Origin of the sequence: Geodermatophilus dictyosporus (assembly GCF_900115505.1) — a bacterium.
In the GTDB taxonomy this organism is placed as follows: Bacteria; Actinomycetota; Actinomycetes; order Mycobacteriales; family Geodermatophilaceae; genus Geodermatophilus; species Geodermatophilus dictyosporus.
Map to the genome: position 1 here is coordinate 131,738 of NZ_FOWQ01000005.1, position 16,871 is coordinate 148,608.

The 16,871-nt window shown below is 73.3% G+C and carries 15 protein-coding genes; 4 read left to right on the forward strand and 11 right to left on the reverse strand.

The window, feature by feature from the left end:
* Window positions 1-190: 190 nt before the first annotated feature.
* From BMZ33_RS13510 to BMZ33_RS13560, 11 genes are all read right to left on the reverse strand, one after another.
* Complete coding sequence (locus tag BMZ33_RS13510) at window positions 191-1,324, reverse strand: M14 family zinc carboxypeptidase (RefSeq protein ID WP_091111302.1); 1,134 nt, start codon at window positions 1,322-1,324, stop codon at window positions 191-193.
* 1 nt (window position 1,325) lies between these two features.
* Complete coding sequence (locus BMZ33_RS13515) at window positions 1,326-1,574, reverse strand: hypothetical protein (protein ID WP_136697291.1); 249 nt, start codon at window positions 1,572-1,574, stop codon at window positions 1,326-1,328.
* A gap of 250 nt (window positions 1,575-1,824) precedes the next feature.
* Window positions 1,825-2,139, reverse strand: coding sequence for a hypothetical protein (locus BMZ33_RS23320; protein ID WP_169064293.1), 315 nt, complete (start codon window positions 2,137-2,139; stop codon window positions 1,825-1,827).
* A 109-nt stretch (window positions 2,140-2,248) separates the two neighbouring features.
* On the reverse strand, window positions 2,249-3,757 hold the full coding sequence (araA, locus tag BMZ33_RS13525; protein WP_091111310.1) for an L-arabinose isomerase: 1,509 nt from the start codon (window positions 3,755-3,757) through the stop codon (window positions 2,249-2,251).
* Between the two features lie 14 nt (window positions 3,758-3,771).
* Entirely contained in the window at window positions 3,772-4,446 is a 675-nt protein-coding gene (locus BMZ33_RS13530; RefSeq protein ID WP_091111313.1) for an L-ribulose-5-phosphate 4-epimerase, read from the reverse strand.
* Complete coding sequence (locus BMZ33_RS13535; protein WP_091111316.1) at window positions 4,443-6,065, reverse strand: xylulokinase; 1,623 nt, start codon at window positions 6,063-6,065, stop codon at window positions 4,443-4,445. Before BMZ33_RS13535 ends, BMZ33_RS13530 begins: the two co-directional genes overlap by 4 nt.
* A 132-nt stretch (window positions 6,066-6,197) precedes the next feature.
* Window positions 6,198-7,322 (reverse strand): LacI family DNA-binding transcriptional regulator, encoded by a 1,125-nt coding sequence (locus BMZ33_RS13540; protein ID WP_169064294.1) that lies wholly within the window; start codon window positions 7,320-7,322, stop codon window positions 6,198-6,200.
* Entirely contained in the window at window positions 7,319-8,389 is a 1,071-nt protein-coding gene (gene yjfF / locus BMZ33_RS13545) for a galactofuranose ABC transporter, permease protein YjfF (protein WP_091111319.1), read from the reverse strand. The genes BMZ33_RS13540 and yjfF overlap by 4 nt, the downstream gene beginning before the upstream one ends.
* Window positions 8,386-9,564, reverse strand: coding sequence for an ABC transporter permease (locus tag BMZ33_RS13550; protein WP_169064295.1), 1,179 nt, complete (start codon window positions 9,562-9,564; stop codon window positions 8,386-8,388). The genes yjfF and BMZ33_RS13550 overlap by 4 nt, the downstream gene beginning before the upstream one ends.
* The gene (locus BMZ33_RS13555; protein ID WP_169064296.1) at window positions 9,557-11,125 is read right to left on the reverse strand and encodes a sugar ABC transporter ATP-binding protein; all 1,569 of its coding nucleotides are present in this window, start codon (window positions 11,123-11,125) and stop codon (window positions 9,557-9,559) included. The genes BMZ33_RS13550 and BMZ33_RS13555 overlap by 8 nt, the downstream gene beginning before the upstream one ends.
* Window positions 11,126-11,225: 100 nt before the next feature.
* Entirely contained in the window at window positions 11,226-12,212 is a 987-nt protein-coding gene (locus BMZ33_RS13560) for an ABC transporter substrate-binding protein (RefSeq protein WP_169064297.1), read from the reverse strand.
* A 264-nt stretch (window positions 12,213-12,476) separates the two neighbouring features.
* On the opposite strand from BMZ33_RS13560, the gene BMZ33_RS13565 reads away from it, so the two are divergent.
* The 4 genes from BMZ33_RS13565 to BMZ33_RS13580 all read left to right on the forward strand — a co-directional run bounded on the left by BMZ33_RS13565 (window position 12,477) and on the right by BMZ33_RS13580 (window position 16,714).
* On the forward strand, window positions 12,477-13,418 hold the full coding sequence (locus tag BMZ33_RS13565) for an aldose 1-epimerase family protein (protein WP_091111321.1): 942 nt from the start codon (window positions 12,477-12,479) through the stop codon (window positions 13,416-13,418).
* A 161-nt stretch (window positions 13,419-13,579) separates the two neighbouring features.
* Entirely contained in the window at window positions 13,580-14,854 is a 1,275-nt protein-coding gene (locus BMZ33_RS13570; RefSeq protein WP_091111324.1) for an ABC transporter substrate-binding protein, read from the forward strand.
* A 157-nt stretch (window positions 14,855-15,011) separates the two neighbouring features.
* Entirely contained in the window at window positions 15,012-15,872 is an 861-nt protein-coding gene (locus tag BMZ33_RS13575) for a carbohydrate ABC transporter permease (RefSeq protein WP_136697292.1), read from the forward strand.
* Window positions 15,869-16,714, forward strand: a complete 846-nt coding sequence (locus BMZ33_RS13580) for a carbohydrate ABC transporter permease (RefSeq protein ID WP_136697293.1) — start codon at window positions 15,869-15,871, stop codon at window positions 16,712-16,714. The genes BMZ33_RS13575 and BMZ33_RS13580 overlap by 4 nt, the downstream gene beginning before the upstream one ends.
* Window positions 16,715-16,871: the final 157 nt, after the last annotated feature.

Sequence of the window (16,871 nt, forward strand, 5' to 3'; positions counted from 1 at the left end):
GAACAAGAGTCGAACGTGACCATTTACCCGATCACAACCCGAGCGGACCGGGCGTGACGTCGTCGTGACGCCAAGGACACAGGAGTCGACGGGCAGAGGCAAGCACCGATGGCCGGCGGGGCGCCCACGGATCCGCGCGAGGGCCGCCCTGGCACCTCCCCCAGGAGGCCCCGGCCGGACTCGGCGTGGCCTACGGGAGTTGCTCGGCGGCCAGCCGGTCCAGTCCCGCCAGGGACATCTCCAGCAGTCCGGCCACGACCTCGTCGATGATCCTCGCCATCTCCGCGTACGGGGGGTGGAAGCTGGCCGCCACGCCCTCGGGGCGCTCACGGCCGAACTCGATGGTGTAGGGGTAGACGACCGGGCGCGCCGGGTCGAGGACGTGCCGGGCGAACGCCCAGTCGTCGGACGTGCCGGAGGTGCCGTACAGCTGTGCGCCCTGTTGGACGGTGTAGCGGCGGCCGTTGACCGAGGCGACGGCGTCGCGCACCCGCTCGCCGATCTCGACCAGGTGTCGGCGGTGGGTGGGGTCGAGGTACTCGCCGTAGCGGCGGGCATCGGGGTGGCCGTTCTGGGCGAGCAGGCCGCGCCGGCGGTCGAAGGCGGGGTTGCGGAAGTTCTGCGCGGGCTCGGTGGACTGGTTGTCGTCGTCACCCCACGGATGGAGGATCAGCTCGGAGAAGCTGTGCACGTCGGCGAGGAAGCGGGCGGTGGGGTGGCGGTCCAGCAGCCACGCGACGTTGCGGGTCTCCGGCTCGGAGAACGGACCCGGCCCGTGGTAGGTGTCCTGGCCCCGCACGTCGGACACCGACACCTCGCCGCGCGCGAGCGCCCGCGGGTCGAAGTGGCGGCGGAAGTCCCACAGCCAGTCGTAGTTGCGGTTGACGTCCACACCGCCGACCGGGAGCGGACGGCGGTTGGTGCGCCACAGCTCGTCGCCGTCCGGGTGCATCGAGTGGGCCCGCCCGTCCGGGTTGGCCTGGGGGAACACCACGACGTCCAGGCCGGTGGTGATCCGCTCGACGTCCGCCGCGGACACCGTGTAGCCGGGCAGGGAGATCCCCGTACCGGCCGCAGCGGCGGCGGTGAGGCGCTCCAGGAACGACACGAGGATGTCCGGCCCGCCCCACTCCCGGGCGTGCACGCCCGAGAAGAGGACGACGGTGGGCCGCGCCGTCGCCAGGTCGCTGGCCACCCGCACCGCACGGCAGACCCGGTTCTCCCACGTCCGGTGCGGCAGCGTCACCAGCTCCGTGAACTCCGGGTGCGTGCCCGCGACGACCTGCAGCGCCGACTCGACCTCCACCACGTTGAGGTAGGGCACCTCAGCGTCCGGCCAGCCGGCGCAGCGCCTCGGCGTACCGGTCGCCCTCGCCGACGTCGGCGAGCCGCTCCGCGCGCCCCTCGGCCAGGTCGCGGTGCCGGTGCACGGTCGCCCCGGCGGCGGTGAGGGCGTCGATCTGCTCGTCCGTGGCGAGCGCCGTGACCCCGTCCGCCACGCGCATCTTGCGGATCACCTCCGCGCCGACGTCGGCGGCGACCTCCGCGGCCGTCCGCGACGGATCCCCTGACACGACTGTCACCTGGTAGCGCGCCATCCCACGATGCTCCTCACCCGCCGACCGCGGCACAACGGGCCCGGCACAACGGGCTCGGCAACGGGCTCGGGCAGAGCCGGGGAGCCGGCCGGCCCGCGTCCGCGTGCAGGCCGACCGGCGGCGCCTCGGGCGCGCGGGACGCCGCGGAGCACGGCGTCGAGCCCGACGACTCGCGCGAGGACCGCGTCACGACGTCCGCGCGTGACCCCGCGGTGGGCTCTCGGCGCTACCTCACCAGGCGGATCTCGACCCGGGTCCACGTGACCTCGACCAGGCCGGTGATCGGCTGCTGCTGCGCGTCCCGGCCTGCGACCTGCCAGGCCGTGCGCCCGACCACCTGCAGCACCCGGGCGGCCGCGACCGCGGTCAGCGCGACCGCCGACGCGGCCAGCACCGGCCCGGCGGTGGCCAGACGTCCCAGCGTCGGGACCAGCTGCTCGGGAAGACGGCTCGACGCACCCTCCCTCGCACCCCGGCGGGCGAGTGCGGCGCCGTCCGCGCCGATGACCGCGTCGGGCTCCACTGGCTGCTCATCCGTCATCGCGTCCTCCGTCCGCGCGGCCCGCCGCACCGGCAGGCTCCTCCCGCCTACGGAGCATGCCCCTGCGGTCGGCGCAGGCACAGTGCGGGCCGCCCGGCGCGACCGGCCCTCACAAACCCCGGGCGAGGCGGTGGTAGGCCGCGCTCCAGCGCAGCTCCTTGGCCAGCGACCGGCGCGTCGTCCCGTCGTCGATGAGCACCAGCTCGGTGCCGAAGACCTCGGCGAGGTCGGTGAGCTCGTCGGCGCCCAGCGCCGTGGACAGCACCGTGTGGTGCGGTCCCCCGGCGGTCAGCCAGCCCTCGGTCGCCGTCTCGAAGTCCGGGCGCGGCTGCCAGACGGCGTGGGCCACCGGCAGGTGCGGCAGCGCCTCGGCGGGCTCGACGACGTCGATCTCGTTGGCGACCCAGCGGAAGCGGTCACCCAGGTCGCACCACCCGACGACGACGCCCTCGCCGGGTGCGGCGGTGAACACCAGCCGGGCGGGGTCCTCGCGGCCGCCGATGGACAGCGGGTGCACCTCGACCCGCGGTCGGCCGCCGGCGATGGTCGGGCACACCTCGAGCATGTGCGCGCCGAGTACCCGCGGCGTCCCGGTCAGGTCGTAGGTGTAGTCCTCCATGAACGACGTCCCGCCGGGCAGCCCGGCGGCGGCGACCTTCAGGGTCCGGAGCAGGACGGCGGTCTTCCAGTCACCCTCCCCGCCGAAGCCGTACCCGTCGGCCATCAGCCGCTGGACGGCGAGGCCGGGGAGCTGGCGCAGGCCGCCGAGGTCCTCGAAGTTCGTGGTGAAGGCGCCGAAACCGCCGTCGTCGAGGAAGGTCCGCAGCGCCGCCTCGACGCGGGCCTGGTAGCGCACCGCCTCGTGCCGCTCGCCGCCCGGACGGCAGTCGTCAGCCCAGTCGTAAAGGTCGCCGTACTGCTCCACGAGGGCGTCGACCGCCTCGTCCTCCACCGCCTCGACGACGGCGACGAGGTCGTTGACCCCCCAGGTGTTCACCGAGACGCCGAAGCGGATCTCGGCCTCGACCTTGTCGCCCTCGGTGACGGCGACGTCGCGCATGTTGTCGCCGAAGCGGGCCAGCCGCAGCGACCGGACGGCGGTGGCGGCGGCGGCCGCCCGGGCCCACGAGCCGACCCGCGCGCGCACCCGCGGGTCGCTGACGTGGCCGGCGACCGTCGTCCGCGGCATGCGCAGCCGGGTGAGGACGAACCCGTACTCCCGGTCGCCGTGGGCGGCCTGGTTGAGGTTCATGAAGTCCATGTCGATCGTCGCCCACGGCAGCGCGGCGTCGGCCTGCGTGTGCAGGTGCAGCAGCGGCTTGCGCAGCGCGTCGAGGCCGGAGATCCACATCTTCGCCGGGGAGAAGGTGTGCATCCAGGTGATGACGCCGACGCAGGACGGGTCCTCGTTCGCCTCGCCCATCGTGCGGCGGATCGCGCCGGCGTCGGTGAGCACCGGCTTCCAGACCACCCGGACCGGGACCTCGGCGGCCTCGTCGAGCGCCTTGGCCACCTGTTGCGACTGCTCGGCGACCTGCAGCAGCGTGTCCTCGCCGTACAGCCCCTGGCTGCCGGTCAGGAACCACACCTCGTGCGCGGCGAAGGGCTCTGGGGCCACGGGGGGCACCTTCCTCACTGTCCGTAGACGTTCTGGTAGCGGGCGTACAGCGCGTCGACGTCCGACTGCGCGATGGGCAGGGGGTCCCCCAGCAGGCGGGACAGGTGCACCGTCCGCGCCACGTCCTCGGTCATCACGGCCGCCTTGACCGCGGCCCGGGCCGAGGGGCCGACGGTGAAGACGCCGTGGTTGCGCATGAGCACCGCCGGCGAGCGGGACCCGCGCAGCGTGGTGACGACCCCCCGGCCGATCGAGTCGTCCCCGATGAGCGCGAAGGGCCCGACCGGGATGGGACCGCCGAACTCGTCGGCCATCGCCGTCAGCACGCAGGGGATCTCCTCCCCGCGGGCGGCCCAGGCCGTGGCGTAGGGGCTGTGCGTGTGCACCTGACCGCGCACCTCCGGCATCTCGCGGTAGACGTGGGCGTGCGCGTCGGTGTCGCTGGAGGGCTTGCGGACGCCGTCGACGACGCCGCCGTCGAGGTCGCAGACGGTGATGCCCTCCCAGGACAGGTCGTCGTAGGAGACACCGCTGCCCTTGATGACGAACAGGTCCTCACCCGGCACCCGTTCCGAGACGTTGCCGGAGGTCCAGGTGACCAGGCCGTACCGGGTCAGCTCGGCGTGCAGCGCGGCGACGTGCGCCCGCTGCACCCGGTGGGTGCCCCGCTCGGTCAGGGTGGCGGTCATCGGAGTTCTCCTCGCTGGGCGGGGCTGACGTGGTCGACGGCGGCGCGCTCGACCGGGAGCGCGGCGACGTAGCGCTGCATGAACGCGTCGAACCCGGCGACGTCGACCGGGTCCGGCTCGGCCGTCCGTACGTCCGCGCCGGGAAAGACCGTGGTCTCCAGGTAGTCCGCCAGGCTCCGTTCCGGAGAGCGACTGCCGGCGAAGGCAGCCAGGACGGCGATGCCCCAGGCGCCTCCCTCGCCGGCGACGTCCCCGACGGAGACCGGGGTGTCGATGGCGGCGGCCAGGAAGCGTTGGGCGACGCCCTCGGTCTTGAACAGGCCGCCGTGAGCGAACATCCGGTCGAGCCGCACGCCCTCGGCCCGTTGCAGGACGTCCATGCCGATCCGGAGCGTGGCCAGGGACGAGTACAGGTGGGTCCGTACGAAGGTGCCGAGGTCGAGCCGGCTGTCCGGGGACCGCAGGAAGAGTGGCCGGCCCTCCTCGAGCCCGGTGATCGGCTCCCCGGAGAGGTAGTTGTAGGCCAGCATCCCGCCGCCGTCACTGGCACCACCGAGAGCCCCGGTGAACAGGATCTCGAAGACCGCCGACGGGTCCGCCGGGGATCCCAGAGCCCGGGCGAACTCGGTGAACAGCCCGACCCAGGCCTCCAGCTCGCTGGCCCCGTTGTTGCAGTGCACCATGGCCACCGGGTCGCCGGCCGGCGTGGTGACCAGGTCCAGTTCGCGGTGCACCCCGGCGAGCTCGTGCTCCAGCACGACCATGGCGAAGATGCTGGTACCGGCGGAGACGTTGCCGGTGCGCGGAGCGACCGAGTTGGTGGCGACCATCCCGGTGCCCGCGTCACCCTCCGGCGGGCAGAGCGGGACGCCGGGGCGCAACCGCCCGGTCGGGTCGAGCAGCTTCGCGCCGGCCTCGGTGAGCTCGCCGCCCTGACGGCCGGCGGACTCGATCGTGGGGAGCAGGTCGGCGAGGGTCAGGTCCACCCCCGCCTCGGCGGCCAGCTGGTCGAACCGGGCCAGCATCCCGGCGTCGTAACCGCGGGTGCCGTCGTCGATGGGGAACATCCCGCTGGCATCACCGATGCCGAGGACCTTCTCGCCGGTGAGCTGCCAGTGCACGTAACCGGCCAGGGTCGTCAGGTGGTCCAGACGACCGACGTGCTCCTCGCCGTCCAGGATCGCCTGGTAGAGGTGCGCGACGCTCCACCGGTGCGGGATGTTGACGCCGAACTCTGCGCTGAGCCGCTCGGCCGACCGTCCGGTGTTCGTGTTGCGCCACGTGCGGAACGGCGTGAGCAACTCACCGGAGGCGTCGAACGCGAGGTAACCGTGCATCATCGCCGACACGCCCAGGACCCCGACCGTGGACAGGTCGACCCCGTGACGCCGCTGCACGTCCTCGGCCAGAGCCGCGAAGCTCTGCTGCACCCCGGTCCAGACGTCGCCCAGCGCATACGTCCACAGCCGGTCCACGAGCTGGTTCTCCCAGTCGTGGCTGCCGACCCCGAGCGGAGCGTGGTCCGGCCCGATCAACACCGCCTTGATCCGTGTCGACCCGAGTTCGATCCCCAGGGCCGTGCGACCGCCGGTGATCACTGCGCCGGCGTTCTCCGACATCGGTCCTCCTGCTCTGACGCGGCCGGGCGGGCCGCCGTCGGGGTCACGGGTGTGCTGGGGACCCGCCGCGGACGCGACGGGAGAGACGTCCCGCGGTCTGCAGGACGGAGGGGTAGGTGCCGGGCGGCGCCGTCAGGCGCCCGACGGCGGTGCGGTGGACGCGCGGACCACGAGCGCGGCGGGGACGACGACGGCGTCGTCGGACGAGGACCGGTCCGGGTCCTCGACCTGCTGCAGCAGCAGGTCCACGCAGCGCCGGCCCACCTCGGCGAAGTCCTGCCGGACGGTGGTCAGTGGCGGGCGCAGGTACTCCGCCTCGGCGATGTCGTCGAAGCCCACCACGCTGACGTCCTCGGGGATCCGGACGCCGCCCTCGGCCAGCGCCCGGATCATCCCGAGCGCCATGTGGTCGTTGGCGACGAAGACCCCGGTGACCGGGACGCCCGCCGCGAGCAGGGCCACCCCCGCCTCGTAACCCGACCGCGCGCTCCAGTCACCCGGCAGGACGGTGTCGGCGGGCAGGCCGGCGGCCGCCATCGTCTGCTGCCAGCCGTGCAGTCGGGCGGCGGCCTCGATCCAGTCCTCCCGGCCGGTGACGTGACCGATGCGGCGGTGTCCGAGGTCGACCAGGTGCCGGGTCGCCTGCACCGCTCCCCCGGCCTGGTCGATGACCACGGAGGTGATGCCGGGTGCGGCCCCGCCCTCGACGGCGACCGCCGGCAGGTCCGCCGGGAGGCCGGCCATCACGCGCACCGCCGCGCGCTGCGGTGCCAGGACGACGACGCCGGACACCGAGTGCTCGCGCAGCCGCTCGACGGCCGCGGTGAACCCCTCCTCCGACAGGTCGGGCACGGTGGCCACGTGCACGTGGTAGCCGCGCTCGCGGGCCGCCTGCTCGAGGCTGAACAGCGTGCTCGCCGGTCCGTAGAGGCCGGTGTCGAAGGCGACGACGCCGATGGTGTCGGTGCGGCGGGTGACCAGGGCACGCGCCGTGAGGTTGCGGCGGTAGCCCAGCTTGTCCATCGCCTCGAGCACCCGGGTGCGGGTCTCCTCGGCCACGTACGGGTGGTCGTTGAGGACGCGGGAGACGGTCTGGGCGGAGACCCCGGCGAGCCGGGCGACGTCGGCCATGACCGCGGGACGGCTGCCGGCCGACTGGCTCCTCCCCCGCCCGCCCACGACCGCCGATCCTCGCAGGCCGCGGTGCGCCCCGCGGCCCGTGGCGCCGTCCCGGGCCGGGGTGCCCAGCGTGGTCACGACGCCGTCCCGGCGCGCCGGCTGGTGAGCCGCTGCAGGACGACGAAGACCAGCAGGAGCACGCCGATCGTGATCTTCGTCCACCAGGAGTTGAGCCCGCCGTCGAAGTCGATGAGCGCCTTGATCGTGCCGAGCACGAGGACCCCCAGGAGCGACCCGACGACCAGGCCGCGCCCGCCGACCAGCAGCGTGCCGCCGATGACCACCGCCGCGATCGCGTCGAGCTCCAGGCCGATGCCGTGCAGGCTCCAGCCGGACAGGATGTAGACGCTGAACAGCAGCCCGCCGAGTGCGGAGCAGAAGCCGCTGATCACGTAGACGCCGACCTTCGTCCGGCCGACGGCGAGCCCCATCAGCGCGGCCGACGACTCGCTCCCGCCGATGGCGTAGACCGTCCGCCCGAAGCGCGTCCGGTGCAGGACGTAGGCGGCGAGGGCCACCACGACCAGCGCGAGGACCGCGCCGTAGGACAGGAACGTCCCGCCGGGCAGCTCGACGACGTTGATCGCCACGGCGGTGAACAGGTCGTCCTGGATGGGGATCGAGGGCCCGCTGATGGCGAAGCAGATCCCGCGGGCCAGGAACATGCCGGCCAGGGTCACGATGAACGGCTGCAGCTGCAGCCCGTGGATGGCCAGCCCCATCAGCCACCCGAGCAGCGACCCCGTGGCCAGGACGGCGGCGATCACCAGCGGCGCGGGCCACCCGGCCTGCAGCAGGCTCGCGGCCATCACCGTGCCGAGCGCGACCACCGCGCCCGACGAGAGGTCGATGCCCCCGGTCAGGATCACGAACGTCATCCCGACCGCGAGGACGATCAGGTAGGCGTTGTCCACCAGCAGGTTCAGCGCCACCTGCGGGTAGCCGAAGTTCTCGTAGCGCACCGACCCGGCGCCGAAGAGCACCACGAGCAGGACGCCGGTCATGAGCACCGAGACGGTGCTCGAGCCGGTGCTGGTGCTGCGCAGCCAGCGGCGCACCGCGCCCTGCCACCCCGGGCGCGACGCCGCGGCCGGCGTCGCCGGGCGGTCGGGGGCCTCGGGGGGACGGGTGTCGGAGACGGTCATCGGAGGACCCCCTGCTCGGCCGAGCGGCCGGGAACGGTGCCGGGCACCGGGACGGGCGGCCGGACGGGCTCCGGCGGGACGGGGCCGGGGGTCGCGGGGCTCCCCGCGGTCCCGGCGGGAGCGGCGGCACCGGGACGCCGGCGGCGGCGCAGCGCGGCGCGCACCCGCGGCGCCTGGAGCAGGAAGACCATGATGATCACGACGGCCTTGAAGAGGCGGATGTACTCGTCGGGCAGGCCCATCGTGAGCACCGTCGTGGTCAGCGTCTGCAGGATGAGCGCGCCGACCACCGTGCCGGTCAGCGAGTACCGGCCGCCGGCCAGCGAGGTGCCGCCGATGACGACGGCGAGGATCGCGTCGAGCTCGATGAACAGCCCGGCCCGGTTGGCGTCGGCGGCGCTGACGTTGGCGGTGACCATGAGCCCGGCCACGGCCGCGACCAGGGCGACGAAGACGTAGACGGTGAAGGTGATGCTGCGCGCCCGCACGCCGGCGAGGCGCGCCGCGGCCGGGTTGACCCCGACGGCCTCGATGAGCACGCCGAGGGCGGTGCGGCGGGTGAAGACCCCGACGGCCAGCAGGACCAGCGCCGTGATCACCACCTGCACGGGCAGCCCGAGGAGGAAGCCGCCGCCGAGCCAGTCGAACACGGGGTTCTCGGCGGTGACGATGTTGCCGTCGGTGACCAGCATCGCGATGCCGCGGCCGGCGGTCATGAGCACCAGCGTCGCGATGATCGGCTGGATCCCGACCACGGAGACGAGGAACCCGTTCCACGCTCCGAGCACGAGCCCCGCGGCGACGGCGACCCCGATGGCCAGTGCCGCGGTCGCCCCCGAGGAGGGGTCGGCCGCGCCCTCGACGATGGTGAAGGCGACCGAGCCGGAGATGGCGAGGACCGCCCCCACCGACAGGTCGATGCCCCGGGTGGCGATCACCAGCGTCATGCCGACGGCGATGAGCAGCACCGGCGCGACGTTCTTCACGACGTTCACCAGGTTGCCGAACAGGTGGCCGTCCTGGATCCGCAGGCTGAAGAACCCCGGGTTGGCCACCGCGTTGAACAGCAGCAGGACGCCCAGCGCGGCCACCGCCCAGAGGACCGGGGAGCGGCGGGCGCGGTCGAGCAGGCCGGTGGCCGGGCGGGGCCGGGCGGCGGCGGGCGTGTCAGTCACGGGTGTCCCCCCGGGCGATCAGGTCGACGACGCCGTCGAGCGAGGTGTCGGAGGCGTCGAGGTCGGCGACCACGTGGCGGTCGCGGAGCACCACGACCGAGTCGCAGATCCGCAGCACCTCCTCGAGCTCCGCGGACACGAAGACCACGGACATCCCCTCGGAGGCGAGCCGGGCGACCAGCTCCTGGATCTGGGCCTTGGCGCCGATGTCGATGCCCCGGGTGGGCTCGTCGAGCAGCAGCAGCCGGGGCTCGGTGAGCAGCCAGCGGGCGAGCAGCACCTTCTGCTGGTTGCCGCCGGAGAGGTTGCGCAGCAGTGCCCCGGGATCGGCCGGCCGGACGTCGAGTGCGCGGATGTACCGGGCGACCATCTCGTCGCCGGCCTTGCGCGGGATGGGACGCAGCCAGCCGCGCCGGGCCTGCAGCGCCAGCAGGACGTTGTCGCGGACGGTGAGGTCGCCGACGACGCCCTCGCCCTTGCGGTCCTCGGAGAGGAAGGCGATGCCCTGGGCGATCGCGCTGCGGGGTGACCGCAGGCGCACCGGCCGGCCGTCGACCTCCACCCGCCCGGCCGTGGCCCGGTCGGCGCCGAACAGCAGCCGGGTGAGCTCGGTGCGCCCGCTCCCGAGCAGGCCGGCCAGCCCGACGACCCGCCCGGCGTGCACGGCGACGTCGGCCGGCTCGACGGCACCCCGGCGCCCGAGGCCCGAGGCCGACAGACGCGGCACGGCGCCGTCCTCGACGGGCCGCGGCGCGGCGCGCTCGAGGTCCTCCAGCGTGGCCAGCTCGCGGCCGATCATCGCCCGGACCAGCTCGGTGCGCGGGAGGTCGGCGGTGCGGTGCTCCCCCACGAGCCGGCCGTTGCGCAGGACGGTCATGCGGTCGCTGATCTCGTAGACCTGCTCGAGGAAGTGGGAGACGAACAGGATCGCCACGCCCCGCTCCCGCAGGGACCGCACGACGCGGAAGAGCTCGGCCACCTCCCCGGCGTCCAGGCTGGAGGTGGGCTCGTCGAGGACGAGCACCCGGGCGTCGGTGTCGACGGCGCGGGCGATGGCCACCAGTTGCTGGACGGCGATCGGGTGGGACCCGAGGACCGACCGCGGGTCGATGTCGAGGTGCAGCTCGGCCAGCACCCGCCGGGCCCGCTCCCGGGAGGCCCGCTTGTCGATCGAGCCGCGACGACGGGGCTCACGGCCGAGGACGATGTTCTCGGTCACCGTGAGGTTCGGGCAGAGGTTGACCTCCTGGTACACGGTGCTGATCCCGGCCGCCTGTGCGTCGGCGGGGCTCGTGAACCGCTGCTCGACGCCGGCGAGCGTCACCGTGCCGGCGTCGTAGGGGTAGACGCCGGTCAGCGCCTTGATGAGCGTCGACTTGCCGGCGCCGTTCTCGCCCATCAGCGCGTGGACCTCGCCGGGGAACAGCCGCAGCGAGACGTCGTCGAGGGCCTTGACGCCCGGGAACTGGATCGTGATGCCGGTCATCGCGACGACCGGCTCGGAGGCAGGCGACGCGGCCGGTGGGCCGGCCGGCACCTCGGTGGCGGGGGCTGGGGACACGGGGAGTCCTCTCGGGAGGTGGTGCCCGCCGCCCGCCCGGGGGTGGTGGACGCCCGGGCGGGCGGGGGCGCGGGGGCCGGGACCGGCTCCCCGGACGGGATCAGTACTTCCGGTCCGGGAGGACCTCCGCGGCCTGCTCCTGGGTGAACGTGGTCTCCTCGGTGACGACCCGCTCGGGGACCTCCTCGCCGTCGAGCACCTGCTGGGCGAGGTCCATCAGCTGCTCACCGAGCAGCGGGTTGCACTCGACGATGAAGTTGATCTTGCCGTCGGCGAGCGCCTGCATGCCGTCGCGGACCGCGTCGACCGAGATGATCTGGACGTCCTGGCCCGGCACCTTGCCGGCCGCCTCGATGGCCTCGATCGCGCCCAGGGCCATGTCGTCGTTGTGCGCGTACACGGCGTTGATCTCCGGGTTGGAGTTGAGCATCGCCTCCATGACCTCGCGGCCACCGGTGCGGGTGAAGTCACCCGACTGCGAGGCCACGATGGACAGGTTCGGGCTGTCGGCGATGGCCTCGGCGAAGCCCTCCTGGCGGTCGATGGCCGGCGCGGCGCCGGTCGTGCCCTGCAGCTCGGCGATGTTCCACTGCGCCCCGGTCGAGGCCCAGTTCTCCACCGCCCACTCGCCGGCCTTGCGGCCCTCCTCGATGAAGTCCGACCCGAGGAAGGTGACGAAGAGGTCCTCCTGCTCCGTCTCGACGGAGCGGTCGGTGAGGATCACCGGGATGTCCGCGCGCTTGGCCTCGAGGAGGACCGCGTCCCAGCCGGTCTCCACCACCGGGCTGAAGGCGATGACGTCGACCCGCTGCTGGATGAAGGAGCGGATCGCGGAGATCTGGTTCTCCTGCTCGCCCTGGGCGTCGGAGAACTGCAGTTCGATGCCGGCGGCCTCGGCCGACTCCTGGATGGACTGGGTGTTGGCGGTGCGCCAGCCGCTCTCGGCCCCGACCTGCGCGAAGCCCATCGTGATGGTGTCGTCCCCGCCACCACCGCCGCCGCTGCCGCTGGCCGAGCCGCCGCAGGCCGCGAGGCCGAGGGCCGCGACCGACGCCGTGACGGCGGCGAGGAGCTTGTTCCTGATCAACGTCTGCCTCCTGTGGGTTCCTGCCGGCCCGTCCGGTCCGGTCTCGTGGTGCTCCCCGTCGCGACCACCGCTGACTGACCCCCGGGACGCGCACCCAGGCGGCTCGTCCTCCGGGCCCGGCGACGCTGCTGGGCGTGATGCGGCACACTGTGAACGCAAACATGTCCCGGGGTCAAGGGGTCCGCGGCGACTGTTTCTCGGCGTTATGCACGCGAGACACGAACGCATTGGGGCGTGGGTCACAGTCTGTTAACGTTCGCAGACATGACTTCCCGCGTCCCGCCCACCGGGGAACAGGTCGAGCTGCGCGCCGGCGACGTCACCGCCGTGGTGACCGAGGTGGGCGGTGGCCTCCGCCGGCTGCGCCTGCGCGACCGCGACCTCGTCGCCGGCTTCGGCGCGGACGCCGCACGGCCGGTCTTCCGGGGGTCGGTGCTGGCACCGTGGCCCAACCGGGTGGGCGACGGCCGCTACCGCTGGGCCGGACGGGAGGAGCAGCTCCCACTCACCGAACCGGACCGCCGGACGGCGCTGCACGGCCTGCTGTGCTGGACCCGGTGGGAGGTGCGGGACCGCTCCTCCGACGGCGTGGCACTCGGCGCCCGCGTGGTGCCGCAGCCGGGCTATCCGCACCAGCTCGACGTCGTCGTGACCTACCGGGTCCACGGGGACGGGCTGTCGTGGCGGCTGGCGGCCGAGAACACCGGGACCACCGCGGCGCCCTACGGCTGCTCGGTCCACCCGTACCTGGTCGCCGGCCCCGGGCGGGTCGACGACTGGACCCTCTCGCTCAGCGCCGGGGAGTACCTCGAGGTCGACGACGGACGCCTCCTGCCGGTCGGCCGCCGGCCGGTCGACGGGACCGCCCTCGACTTCCGCGCCGGCCGCACACCGCTGCGCGGGGTCACGGTCGACCACGCCGTGACCGGTGTCGCGCCGGACCCCGACGGCACCGCCCGGGCCGAGGTCCGCTGCGCCGACGGCAGCGGTGTCGCCCTGGAGTGGGACCCGGAGCGGCTGCCGTGGGTGCAGCTGCACACGGCCGACCGCCCGGAGCCGGAGCTGCACCGGGCCGGCCTCGCCGTCGAACCGATGACCTGTCCCCCCGACGCCTTCCGGAGCGGCGAGGACGTGGTGGTCCTCCGGCCGGGCGACCGGCACACCGCCGAGTGGCGCATCCGCGCCCTCACCGGCGACGGGGTGTGATCCCCCCTCGGGGGTGGTGAGCACCGGCGGACACGGCTCCCGTCACTCGGCCGCGGAGTCGTAACGGTCCACTCCCGTTCCTTGACGCCGCGTCGGGCCGGGACGGACGATGCGCCCTCCGTGCGACCTGCACCCGGACGACGACGTCGAAAGGTCCACCCGTGCGCTCCTCCTCGAAGGTCCTGGTCACCTCGGCGGTCTGCCTGCTCGCGACGGCGTGCACGGGACAGTCGGCGTCGCCCGGTGACGACGGCGGTGGGGGTGGCGGCGACAGCCTGGTGTACCTGGTCGAGCAGCTGGAGGACGCCGACTCGCTCAACCGGCTCGAGGACCACCTGGCCGACTTCACGGAGTCCTCGGGCATCGAGGTCGAGGTGCAGCAGCTCGACGTCGACACCATGCGCACCGTGCTGCAGACCCGGCTGCGCGCCGAGGACGGGCCGGACGTCATCAGCTGGGGCTCGGGCCCCTCCTTCGCCGGGGCACTGGCCGAGGCCGGCCTGCTCTACGACCTCACCGAGGCCTACGAGGAGAACGGCTGGGAGGTCTACGACTTCGCCAAGGAGCGGGTCACCTACGACGGCAGGATCCACGGCATCCCCGGTGAGATGGAGACCGTCGGGCTCTTCTACAACACCCAGGTCCTGAGCGACCTGGGCATCGAGCCGCCGCGGACGCTCGACGACCTGCGCGCCGCGTGCCAGGCCGTCAGCGAGGCCGGCCTCATCCCCATGGCCTTCGGCGACCAGGACGCCTGGCCGGGCAGCCACCTGCTGAGCATGGCGCTGTCGAGCGCCGTGGGCCCCGACGGCATGGAGGCGCTGTTCTCCGGCGAGCGCTCCTGGGACTCACCCGAGGTCGTCGACGCGCTGACCTTCTGGCAGGAGGCCAACCAGAACGGCTGGCTGGGCGAGTCGCCGGTGTCGATCGACTACGACACGATGACCTCGCTGTACCTCTCCGGCGAGGCGGCGATGATCCCCACCGGCAGCTGGTTCATCAACGACCTGGCCGTCGGTGCCGACTTCGAGTCCGGTTACGTGCCCTTCCCGGCGCCGGACGGCGAGGGTGTCTTCGCCGCCGGTCTGGGCTCGGGCCCGCTGATCAGCGCCAACACCGACAACCCCGAGGGCGCCATCGAGTTGCTGGACTTCTTCGCCTCCGAGGAGCACGGCCAGTGGTCGGTGGAGAACCTGCAGACCATCCCGCCGCGGCCCGTCGACACCGAGGGGCTGGACGTCGAGCCGCTGCTCGCCCAGGTGCTCGAGGACGTCTCCTCGCTCTCCGAGGGCGGCGGCGAGCTCGGCTACAACATCGACGTCCTCATGTCCGAGGCCTTCAACGAGGCGATGTTCGACGGCATCCAGGCGCTGCTCACCGGCCAGTCGACGCCGGCCGAGGTGGCGGCGGCGTTGCAGGCCGCGTCGCAGCAGTGAGCCGGGGCACCTCCGGCGGCCGGGGGCCGGCGTGACCGCGGCGCCGGCGCCAGCCGCCGCACCGCCGCTCCCCGAGACGGGGCGGTCGCGCCGCCGGGGACGCCGGACGCAGTCCGGGGTCTCCGAGGCCACCCGCCGGCAGCAGGCGCGCCTCGGCGTGCTGCTCGTCGCGCCGGCGGTCGTGCTGATGGCGGTCTTCCTCGTCTTCCCGGTGCTCAACGCCGTCTACTACGTCTTCGTCGACTTCGACGGCCTGGACACCACCCCGCCCTGGGTCGGGCTGGCCAACTTCACCGAGCTGGCGCAGGACCGGCAGATGTGGGCGGCCGCCTGGAACAACCTCATCTGGATCGTCCTGGGCACCGCCGGGCCGCTCGTCCTGGGCACGGGGCTCGCCCTGCTGCTGTGGGGGGTGCGGCGCGGCTCGACCTTCTACCGGGTCGTCTTCTTCCTCCCGTACGTGCTGCCCCAGGTGGCGGTCGGGGTCGTGTGGGGCTGGATCTACGCGCCCACCCGCGGCTGGCTCAACCGCGGCCTCGAGGCGGTCGGGCTCGGCGAGGTGACCCGCGGCTGGCTGGGCGACCCGGACACCGCGCTCTACGCCGTGCTCGGCACCGCGATCTGGACGGCCACCGGCTTCGTCTTCGTGATCGTCCTGTCGGCGCTGCGCAACGTCGCCACGGAGCTGGTCGACGCCGCGATGCTCGACGGCGCAAACTACCGGCAGCGGCTGCGGTCCGTGGTGCTGCCGCAGATCATGCCGGTGTTCCTCATGGTCACCGCGCTCACGCTGATCGGCGGCTTCGCCGTCTTCGACATCGTCTTCGTCATGACCGGGGGCGGTCCGGCGAACGCCACGGAGGTGCTGGGCACCTACGCCTACAGCAACGCCTTCCAGCTCAGCCGCATCAGCTACGGCACCACCCTCGCCCTCGTGGTGACCGCGCTCGCCGTGCCGGTGGCGGTGTGGCTCAACCGGCTCCAGCGGCGGGCCTCCAGCGAGGGGCTGGGCGCGTGAGGGGACGGGGACGGGCCTACGCGCCCGGCCGGCCGGGGATGGGCCGCAACCTGACGCTCGGGCTGCTGGCCCTGCTCACCCTGTTCCCGGTGATCCTGGTCGTCTCCACCACCCTGAAGAGCGCCCAGGACGTGCGGGTCAACCCGTTCGGCCTGTTCAGCTCCTTCTCGCTGGAGAACCTCGACACCGCCTGGACCGTCGGCGACTTCGACAGCTACCTGCTCAACAGCGTCCTGCTCAGCGTCCCGAGCACGGTGATCGTCGTCGTCCTGTCGACGATGGCCGGCTACGCCTTCGCGCGGCTGCCGTTCCCCGGCCGCACCCTCGCGTTCTACCTGGTGGTCTTCGGGCTGCTGGTGCCCTTCTTCGCCTACATGGTCCCGCTGTACTTCCAGATGCGGTCGATGGGCCTGCTCGACAGCCTGGTCGGGGTCAACCTCGTGCTGGCCAGCACGCAGCTGTCGTTCGGCACCTGGTTCATGCGGGCCTTCTTCTCCGACCTGCCGACGGAACTGGAGCAGGCAGGCCGGATGGACGGCGCCAGCGAGTGGCAGCTGTTCCGGCAGGTCATGGTGCCGCTGGTGACCTCCGGGATGGGCGCGCTGGCGGTGTTCACCTTCCTGCAGCAGTGGAACAACTTCCTGGTGCCGCTGCTGTACATGCCCAGCGGGGACTACCGCCCGCTGACCCTGGGCCTGTACCTGTTCATCGGCGGGCGGTCGGTCGACGCCGGCCCGCTCGCCGCCGGCACGCTGATCACCATCCTCCCGGTGGTCGTGCTGTACGTCCTGCTGCAGCGCCAGGTCACCCAGGGCTTCCTGTCCGGGGCCGTCAAGGGCTGAGCCGCCCGGTCGGCTCCCGTGCGCAGCGGCCGGGTGCCGACCAGGGCGTCGGTCCGCGAAGACGGCCGTCAGCGCGGCGGCCACGTCGGAGTGCGTGTGCACCGGGCGGCAGTGCCCGCGGCCGGCGCGCGGCGGCCGACCGGGGGTCGGGTCCCGC